This window comes from Streptomyces sp. NPDC020362, from assembly GCF_040642095.1.
Taxonomy (GTDB): domain Bacteria; phylum Actinomycetota; class Actinomycetes; order Streptomycetales; family Streptomycetaceae; genus Streptomyces.
This window is the reverse complement of the sequence record NZ_JBFAET010000284.1, coordinates 1-8,871: the sequence shown is the minus strand read 5'-3', so window position 1 is coordinate 8,871 and position 8,871 is coordinate 1. Positions and strand designations below refer to the sequence as shown.

At 69.3% G+C, this 8,871-nt stretch carries 8 protein-coding genes; 6 read left to right on the top strand and 2 right to left on the bottom strand.

The features are described 5' to 3' along the window. Both AB0H32_RS44485 and AB0H32_RS44480 read left to right on the top strand, forming a co-directional pair. Positions 1–213: hypothetical protein (locus AB0H32_RS44485; protein WP_361134181.1), on the top strand; the 213-nt coding region annotated here is incomplete at its 5' end. A 358-nt stretch (positions 214–571) separates the two neighbouring features. Next, positions 572–1,363, top strand: a complete 792-nt coding sequence (locus tag AB0H32_RS44480; RefSeq protein ID WP_361134178.1) for an alpha/beta hydrolase — start codon at positions 572–574, stop codon at positions 1,361–1,363. A gap of 228 nt (positions 1,364–1,591) precedes the next feature. Here AB0H32_RS44480 and AB0H32_RS44475 read toward each other — a convergent pair whose 3' ends face one another. Continuing rightward, the gene (locus tag AB0H32_RS44475) at positions 1,592–2,494 is read right to left on the bottom strand and encodes a hypothetical protein (protein ID WP_361134175.1); all 903 of its coding nucleotides are present in this window, start codon (positions 2,492–2,494) and stop codon (positions 1,592–1,594) included. Between the two features lie 431 nt (positions 2,495–2,925). Here AB0H32_RS44475 and AB0H32_RS44470 point away from each other — a divergent pair, with 431 nt between their 5' ends. The 3 genes from AB0H32_RS44470 (at position 2,926) to AB0H32_RS44460 (ending at position 4,975) form a co-directional block, all read left to right on the top strand. Continuing rightward, complete coding sequence (locus AB0H32_RS44470; RefSeq protein ID WP_361134172.1) at positions 2,926–3,510, top strand: hypothetical protein; 585 nt, start codon at positions 2,926–2,928, stop codon at positions 3,508–3,510. A gap of 416 nt (positions 3,511–3,926) precedes the next feature. Next, positions 3,927–4,481, top strand: a complete 555-nt coding sequence (locus AB0H32_RS44465; RefSeq protein WP_361134169.1) for a hypothetical protein — start codon at positions 3,927–3,929, stop codon at positions 4,479–4,481. Positions 4,482–4,522: 41 nt separating this feature from the next. After that, positions 4,523–4,975 carry an NUDIX domain-containing protein gene (locus AB0H32_RS44460; RefSeq protein WP_361134167.1) on the top strand — a complete coding sequence of 151 codons (453 nt, stop codon included), beginning with the start codon at positions 4,523–4,525 and terminating at the stop codon, positions 4,973–4,975. Between the two features lie 1,582 nt (positions 4,976–6,557). Here the strand turns inward: AB0H32_RS44460 and AB0H32_RS44455 are convergent. Beyond that, a complete protein-coding gene (locus tag AB0H32_RS44455) occupies positions 6,558–7,634 on the bottom strand; it encodes an alkene reductase (RefSeq protein WP_361134164.1) in 1,077 nt (358 codons plus the stop codon). A 120-nt stretch (positions 7,635–7,754) separates the two neighbouring features. Between AB0H32_RS44455 and AB0H32_RS44450 the strand changes: the two genes are divergently transcribed. Next, positions 7,755–8,132, top strand: a complete 378-nt coding sequence (locus AB0H32_RS44450; protein ID WP_361134162.1) for a MerR family transcriptional regulator — start codon at positions 7,755–7,757, stop codon at positions 8,130–8,132. Positions 8,133–8,871 lie beyond the last annotated feature (739 nt).

Sequence of the window (8,871 nt, the reverse complement as noted above, 5' to 3'; positions counted from 1 at the left end):
ATCCAGGAAGCCAGGGATCCGGCCGCGGCCGGCGTGGAGCGGGACCTGGTCCTGGTGTTCGTCAACGCGAGGAACGAACCCATCAGGAAGATGTCCTTCGCGCGGGTGCACCCGGTCAGCTGGAGCGGTCCGGGCGTCACCGCCGGTGAGTCCGGCGCGGGAGAAGAGACGCTCGAACTGCGCTACCTGGACGTCGACACCAACTTCCTCTGAACCCGAAGCCGGACGTGCCCCGAGCCGGCATGAACACCGAACAGGCCGGGGCGTTTGGCTCGGGCACCCGCGCAGGCAAGGGCGCGGACGTACTACGGGCCGAAGAACAAGACATGCTCGCCCTGGCTCAAGGTCAACGGCTTCCCCGTCGCCGCCGCGATCTACACCAATGACGGGGCAAAGGCGGGACAGGGAGAGGACCGTCTCGTCCGCTCCGGTCAGGCGACGCTGGCACTTCCTGACGATCTGCGGCTCGAAGCTGCCCTCCCGGTCCCCTTTTCGCAGCGACGTCCTCTGCACGAAGCCGGGATCGCGGTTACGTTGATGGGACCTGCTGTCAACCCGTCAGAGGCGGACGATGAAACCGAGGGTCCTGGTCAACGAGGTGAAGGGTGAGGGCCCGCCGGTCGTCCTGGTGCCCGGCGGGCTCACCGGATGGGTGTCGTGGACGCCGCTCGCGGACGCCCTGTCGGCGAGACGCAGAACCGTCAGGGTGCAGCCGATCCACAACGAGCTCGGCTCGGCCGGCGAGCGCGGGGACGCCGGGTACACCGCGGCGATCGAGCGTGACTCGCTGTCCATGACCGTGGACGCCCTCGGGGTCGAGACCGCCGACTTCGCGGGCTGGTCCGCTGGCGGGCGAGCCCTCGTCGAGTTCGCCCTGGCCCATCCGGAGCGGGTGAGGACACTGACGCTCGTGGAGCCCGCGGCGTACTGGATCCTGGACGGCCTCGGCGAGTGTGACCCCGAGGTCGCCCGATTGAACCGGTTCCTGCATGCGCTGGCCGGACAGGACGTGAACGAGGATGACCTGGCCGAGTTCCTCGAACTCGCCGGACTCACGCCGTCGAAGGACCAGGCCCGCGACCACCCCGCCTGGCCACGCTGGGTCCCGCACCGGATGGCCCTGTCCTGGAGCTCGGAACAGGCCGACCGGCCCCACCGCGACGTCGCCGAGCTCGCCGGCATCCGGTGCCCCGTCCTCCTGGTCCACGGCTCCGCGACCGCCGACTGGCTCAAGCGGGTCGTCGCCGTCCTCGACGAACGGCTGCCCGATAGCCGGGTTCTCGAACTGCCCGGCGACCACGCCAGCCACCTCGAGAACCCGGAGGCATTCCTCGCCGCGCTGGAGCGACACCTGGCTCAGTGAGCCGAGGCCGGATACCGACGAAGGCAGCCCGAGAAACTGTCGTGCGGCGACCCCTACCGTGAGTTCGAGTCCCACGCCCTTAGCAGCGGAACAGCCCCCGACCGGCAACAACGGGCAAGGCCGCGGTACCACCGTGGCTGATGGAGGAGGCCGGCTACGGTCTGCGAACGTGTGCGACGCGGCGCTGTAGACGGTTGCCGCCTCCAGTGAGCCGTGGCGCCGGCGGGCTCAGCGATCTCGCAGCAGGACGTGCAGCGGACGAGCAACTGCGTGCGTGGCGGGCCGTGTGAGGTGGAGGGCCGTGTGGAAGTGGCCGTCGGTCTCCTTGCCGCGGGGGTCGTCGCCAGCCGCGGACACTGCGGCGATGGCGTACTGCTGTTCGTCGATGCCGGTGAAGCGCCTCTGCGGGTAGGTGCGGGACGTGTCCTTCTCCGTGGTCAGGCCCAACAAGGCCAGGCCGTCGGCGATGTTCTGGTAGGAGCCGGTACGCAGCACGAAGGTGGCCACCCACGGTGGCTCCCGTCTGTCTTCCAGCAACGGACGGAAGGTGCGGGCGGACAGGAAGCTCGCCCCGCCCGTCACGGTGATCAGGCGGGTGTCGCGGGTGGCGCGGTACAGCGCCGGGCTGGGTGGGGCGGCTTCCAGGTTCTCGGCGAACCCCGCTTCGAGCAGACCGGCTGCGCGCCCGTAAGCGATGGCCGGCGCGGCGATGTCAAGGCCGATGACGGGTACGGCGTCCGGACGGCGGCGCGCCGCGTAGTACCTGCGGTCCGACTCGATCAGTTCGGCGGTCGTCAGGCGGGCTACCTGCGGTGAGGTGTAGCGGTCGTACAACTCCTCCAGCGTCACATGGTGGTTGAGCAAGGCCGCGTTGATGCCGTACGAGCAGCAGATGTCCAAGACCGTGGCCTGTGGCCCGCCATCCTGGTCGGCCGGGCGCTTGGGGACTTCGGGAAAGCCGGCAAGGGGCAGGAGGCGGCGGAAGACACTCTGGGCGTGACGGGGTGTCTGATACCCCAGCGCCCCCAAAGTACCGAAGTACGACCGTGGGTCCGGCTGCCTGTAGATGTGGTCGAAACGGGTCATCTGCGTGGGCGTACCCGATGCGTTCTGGTTCCCAGCCGTCGTCACCAGAGTGCCTCCTTAGGTGGATAAGGCAGGCATAGCGCATTGGGCCGTCGGCTGGGAAGCTCGACCATCTGGCCACCGCTTTCCCGAGCTGGATGCGGATCTGAACGACCCGGTGAAGCTCGCGCGCGCGATACGGGAGATCAACCAGTACTCCCTGCACAGTGAGCCCGCCCGAACCCGGCACCGATACCACCGTAGCCGCGCTGTGCAACTGACCCCATAAGCGTGCCACCGCTCCCACGGCCTGGACAACCCGGAGCGGCGGCACCCAGCACCGCACCCCAAAAGCGGGCACGGCAACCACCCGTCAAGGGTTGCACACAACTGCCCGCCACGAACCGGACCTGACGAACAGATAACACCCCGTCCGCACAGCCTGAGCGCACCGTACCGGCCCGCACCCGCACCCTTGACCCGGAAAGCAGACCATCATGGCCGCCAGCCCCACCCCACCCAAGAAGACCCCCGCGAAGAAGACCGCCGCCGGCTCCACCGCCAAGAACACGACCACAGCGGAGTTCACCCGCACGCCGAAACCCACCGCCAAGACGGCCAGTGCCCCCGCGAAGAAGACCGCCGCGGCGAAGAAGACGTCCAAGACGACCCCGAGCTCCACCGGCAGGGCGAGGCCCACCACCAGGACGACCGTGCGGATGCCGGCCATACCCCCGCCGCGCACACCCGCCCCCGCCCCCGCCGAACCCGAGCCCGCCACCCCCCACACGACCAGCCACCCGGCCATGAACGACGACACCATCACCGAGCACGTCCGCAAGGTCATCGCCAACCGCCGCCGCACCCGCCAGCTCCAGGCCCTCAAGATCACCGGCTACCTGATGGCCACCGGCTGCCTCACCTCCATCGGCCTCACCATCTGGCAGCTCACCATCCCCTCCCTCTACGCAGGCGCCTACGCCACCCTCGCCGGAGTCTTCGCCGCCACCACCGGCATCACCATCAGCACCCACCGCAACCGGCGCAACCGGCGCAACAACCACAGCAACCACAACCGCTGACCCACCAGCATGACGCCGCGACGACGCCGTCGCTGAACAGCACGACTCCATACGGCACCGGCCCCGGGGACGTCTCCTCCCCCGCGGCCCGTGACATATCCGGGCCCCGGTCAGAGCTATCCCAGCCACCTGGGCAGCCAGGCAGCAGCCCTCCGGCGTGAACGTCTGCGGCAGGTCGCATGATGCTCATCGTCTGAACGACACCCCAGCAGACGCGTTTCACGCGGCCGAGGACCAGCAGCGTCGCCGACCTGCCACGGATGTACCCGGGGTGCCGTGCCGGCCAGCAGACGGATCGACCGGGTACCGGTTCCGCCGCCCTGGCGCGGCAGGTGGCGTGCGCCTGCGAACATGCTTCCGTGGCAGGGCCTGCGGGCAGCCTCAACTGGCCTGTCGTTCACAGCCTTTGGAGAGAAATGACAGATCCGGACGCGACACGACCCGCGACCGCCGAGCCCGATTCTTCGACTGCCGCCAGCGGCAGTGCCGAAGTACTGACACCGCGCGAGGAACGGCTCCACAAGGCCGCCCAGGACTTCTCCCTGGAACGCTACAAGTACATCCTCCAGCAGATCCACGCCGTCAATGAGAACGTCTACAAGTTCCTCGCCATCTACCAGGCACTCGCCACCACCGCGGTCGGTGCGGCAGTGGCCCTGTTCGTCAGCTACCGGCAGTGGGGCATGGCGCCGGCCGTGGCACGTGCGGGAGTGATAGGCCTTTTATTACTCGAAACGGTCGTAGCGGTCTTCACTGAAATCCTGATCTTCATCGGCATACTGAACTGGCTCGACTACCGCAGCGAGGAATGCGAGCTGACCGATCGCGCCGTCCATCCGGGATTCCGGAAGCAACCACGCCCGGGTAACTTCTTTCGCTGGTACGAGACCTACATCATGGCGTTCATCGTGGTGTCGACCCTCTTCATGTGGACGTACGCCGTGGTGTTTATGCTTCCGATGATCAGGTGATCCCAGTGATCCGGCTGTTCACGATGAGAGGAGCGCAACCGATGGATGAGACGGTCGCCGTCGCCGGGCGTGACTTCATCGGCGTCGGAGTCGGCGCCCTGGTCTTCGACGACGCAGGACGAGTCTTCATGGCACAGCGCGGCCACGGAGCCAGGAACGAGGCCGGATCGTGGGAGTTCCCCGGCGGATCCGTCACGTTCGGCGAGCTGCTCCAGGACGCGGTGTGCCGCGAGTTCTTCGAGGAGTACGGGATCCGCATCGAAGTGACGGGCTTCCTCGGCATGTTCGACCACATCCTTCCCCAGGAGAGCCAGCACTGGGTATCGGGCACGTATCTCGCCCACCACCTGTCCGGTTCTCCCACCATCCGCGAGCCCGACAAATGCGACGCCATCGGGTGGTTCGCCCTGGACAAGCTCCCCGAACCGCTCTCTGAGATCACCCGCCTCAATCTGGAGGCGTACGAACGCATGGGGCATAACAGCCACCGATGACTCTCGACGGTGCCTTCCCAGGTGACGCAGCCGTCCGGATGCCAGAGCAAAGCAGGCCAACGCCCACTCCATGACCGGCGCCTCGCTCCCCGGGAGCAGGGTGCGGTGGACGGCCCGGTTCAGGCGCTGGCCGAACGGCGTCATGGTGCCCTCGGCGACGTTCTCGACCAGCCATTCGCCGTCACCGCCCGGCCGCAGCGCACGTACAGGTGCGTCGGTCCCAACGAGCAGGGCGGCCCGTTCCAGGCGCTCGCGGACGTGGTCGGTGAAGGCCCGGTACTCTCGGGCGTGTTTGCGCACGGTGGGCAGCCTGTGCGGGACCAGCGGCCAGGCGTAGCCGGGGCCGGGCAGCCGTGCGACGCGGAGGCTCCTCAGACGTCGGACCCGTTGGCCTTCGTGGCATCCGCACTCGCGGGCCCGGCCGGCCCACCGGTCCGCGTTGATGTGCCGGCGGCAGCGTTCGCATGCGTACCAGGGCATCGCTCCGGCAGGGAAGCCGATGCCGATGCCGCTGGCCAATCCGGGACGGGGGCGTGCTGCCGTCGCCGCGCGCCCCGGTGGTGCCTCTTGTCCGCCCCCTTCCGGCCACTTATACGGCTCAGCGGGGGTACGCCGCCGTGCGGGCCCGCCGAATCGACGAGCGTCCTCCCGGCAACCGGTCGCGGGAGTCATGTGCAAGGAGTTGTGCCTCTGCGTCCGCGCCTGCGTTCCGCCACCGTCTGCCCCGCTTGCCTCGGCCTTGCTGCTGCGGCGACCGTCACCGCAGCGACACCGGCCGCCGCTGCCGACCAGCTGTACTCCAGCCAATCCCTGAGCCCCAGTCAGAGGGCCGCCTTCAGCCCCGTCGCCGTCCTCCCCGTCTCGCCCGGCTTCTTGATCTCCCTCTTCGGCGACATCGCGGCGACAATCACTGGAGACGCCTGCGACACGTGGTGCCCCAATGGAACAGTGCCCGGACCGTGATCACCCGTACCGGGAATCCGGGGACGTGAGCACGGCCTCCGTCTGGTCCTGCGCTCCGTCCCAAGAGGCACTTGACCAGCACGAGGGCCGTGGGCTGCGGAACCTGGCAGGCTGAGTGGCGCCGCCAGGCGGCTTCTGGCATCACGCAGCCGTGGGCGATGCCGCGGCGTTCGGCGGGACGGATCGTGCGGCGGGTGAGCCGTCGGGTCACGAGCGTGATCGCGGCCCAGGTGACCAGTGCTTCGCTCATCTCGGGCAGGCGTCCGTGGTCGCGGCAGTCACGGCGGGCCCTCATGATCCACGACCAGGACCGCCCCACCACCCAGCGGCCCGGGAGGACGACGAAGCCCTCGGTGTCCGGCGGCCGGCGCACCGTCTTGACCAGGACACCCGCGGAGGCCCCGCCGACGCGGCAACACCCTTGAGGGCCGCCCGATCCCCCCGACGCTCCGCCACTGCACGCCCGCCCTCCCTTCCCCTCATTCTTCTCGGGCAGGGGCGCGTTGGTGGTGCCGAGGGGGATGCCGGCCTCCCCGACCACGCCCAAAAGGCGTGGTGACCTGTGGATACGCCGTCAGGCGCCGGATGCGTCGGGGGCCGGACACCGAGAGGGGCGGTGTCAGGCCGTGTACTGGTATGCCGGGTAGGTCAGGTACCCCGCGTCACCGCCCTGGTAGTACGTGGCCTCGTCGACGGGAGCGAGCGGCACCCCGGTGCGCAGCCTCTCGATCAGGTCGGGGTTGGAGATGAAGGCGCGGCCGAAGCTGATGAGCTCGGCCCCCAGGCCGAGCCAGTGGTCGGCCTCGTCCCGGCCGGTGTGCTTCGGTCCCATCGGGAGCACAGGGTTCATGATCAGGGTGCCCTGCCATGCGCGGCGCAGGCCGGCCAGCACCTCCTCCTCGGCGGTCGCTTCGAGGTGGATGTAGGCCAGTCCGAGGCGGGACAGTTCGGTCAGCAGCGTCTTGTAGAGCTCGGGGACGTCGGTCTCCTCGACTCCCCAGAAGGTCACGCCTGGGGACAGGCGGATTCCGGTCCTGGCCGCACCGACGGCCTCGGCGGTTGCGGACACCGCCTCGACGGCGAAGCGGATCCGGTTGCTCACCGAGCCTCCATAGCGGTCGGTGCGCAGGTTGGCGTTGGACGAGAGGAACTGCGAGATGAGATAGCCGTTGGCGCCGTGCAGCTCCACGCCGTCGAAGCCGGCGTCGATGGCGCGGCGGGCGGCCTGGGCGTACGCCTCGGCGTGCTCGGACACCTCGGCGGTGTCCAGAGCGCGCGGGATCGGCGCCGGCTGGAGCCCGGTCGGGGTGAACACCTTCCACCCTTCGGCCGCGACTGCCGAGGGACCGACCGGCTGCATACCGGTGGTGTCGGGGTGCGAAACCCGTCCGCCGTGCATGATCTGGGCGAAGATCCGTCCGCCGTTGGCGTGCACCGCATCAGTGACCGGGCGCCACGAGGAGACCTGCTCGTCGGTGTGCAGTCCTGGCGTGCCGGGGTTGGACTGCCCGACCACGTTCGGCTGCACCCCCTCGCTCACGATCAGTCCAGCCGTGGCCCGCTGGGCGTAGTAGGCCGCCATCGACGGCGTCGCCAGACCGCCGGCTGCGGCACGGACCCGTGTCATCGGGGCCATCACCACCCGGTTGGGCAGCGTCAGGCCCCCCAGCCGGTACGCGGTGAACAAGGTCGTCATGTCATGGCTCCTTCGTGATCGGCGCCGGACAACCGGGCGCGGCGGCTACGCTAGGACCTGACACTGATGTCAGGGGCAAGGGGTTGTGCCTCAGCTCACAGCACAGAGGGAGGGGACTGCGTGCGCATCGGGGAGCTGGCATCACGGGCCGGAGTCAGCGTCCGGTCCCTGCGCTACTACGAGGAGCAGGGGCTGCTCACCAGCACCCGCAGTGCCAGCGGGCAGCGGCACTACACGGATCACGAGGTCGAGCGGGTCGTGTTCATCCAGCGGCTGCTGGCCGCAGGACTGTCCAGCCGCACCATCGCCGAACTGCTGCCGTGCGTCGATTCCCCCAGCGAGGAGAACTCCGACGCCGCGCTGGAGCGGATGGCGCAGGAGCGCGACCGGCTGTCCGAGCGCATCGCCGACCTCGTACTCACCCGGGACGCCCTCGCCGGGCTGATGACCATGGCGCAGGCACATCGGGAACGCCTGCGGCCGGCGGTCGCCGACTGATGTCCGCGGCACGGCAGCGAAGTCCCCGGTGCCGGGCATGAGGAAAAGGCCGCCGGGCAGCTCGCACGCGGCGTGGGCGGGCATGAGCTCGCCGATGTGGAGGGTGAGGCCGAGCCGGCCGCAGATCACGCGGACGGCACCCATGCCGGCAACGACGACACCGAGGACGCTCACCCGGGCCGGGGATCTGGCATGGAAACCTCAGGCCAGTGGCGCATACGGTCCGGCCACCGCCATCTGGGCCGTCGCCGCCCCCACCGCTGCCTCCGCCGGCGAGACCCTTCCCGACGGTGGTTCACCGCAGCCCGATATGAGCGAAGAGACCCGTCGGCCTCCTCAGGCCCAGGAACCTGGTGACAACGCCGAGAGCGGTCGCGGACTCCTCCCACTGCCGTCCTCGCCGCCAGATGGGAAGTCAACGAGGGGAGCCGGTACACCTGGTGCACCGTCGCGATCCCGCCCGAGAAGCGGACCGCGGACGCCGCGCTTTGACCGGAGCGCCCCTTGGACACGACCGGCCGGCGCAGGAACGCCCGCCGCAAAGCACGCGACTACGAGCGCCTGCCCCAGCACTGCGAAGCGCATCCGAACTGAGCCCTCATCACCGAGACGACCCGGCCCACGCAGCCGCCGGCGATTACGGCGTCCGGCCGCTGCCTTTCCGAGTCCGGCGGCTGCTTTCCGGGGCCGGCCACTGCCTTTGCCAAGTGCGGCCACTGCCGTTCCGGGTTCGACCACC

Bases quoted from the DNA above. Each gene is read 5' to 3' on its own strand.
- AB0H32_RS44480 (WP_361134178.1), top strand. From the start codon at position 572: ATGAAACCGAGGGTCCTGGTCAACGAGGTGAAGGGTGAGGGCCCGCCG.
- AB0H32_RS44470 (WP_361134172.1), top strand. From the start codon at position 2,926: ATGGCCGCCAGCCCCACCCCACCCAAGAAGACCCCCGCGAAGAAGACC.
- AB0H32_RS44465 (WP_361134169.1), top strand. From the start codon at position 3,927: ATGACAGATCCGGACGCGACACGACCCGCGACCGCCGAGCCCGATTCT.
- AB0H32_RS44460 (WP_361134167.1), top strand. From the start codon at position 4,523: ATGGATGAGACGGTCGCCGTCGCCGGGCGTGACTTCATCGGCGTCGGA.
- AB0H32_RS44455 (WP_361134164.1), bottom strand. From the start codon at position 7,634: ATGACGACCTTGTTCACCGCGTACCGGCTGGGGGGCCTGACGCTGCCC.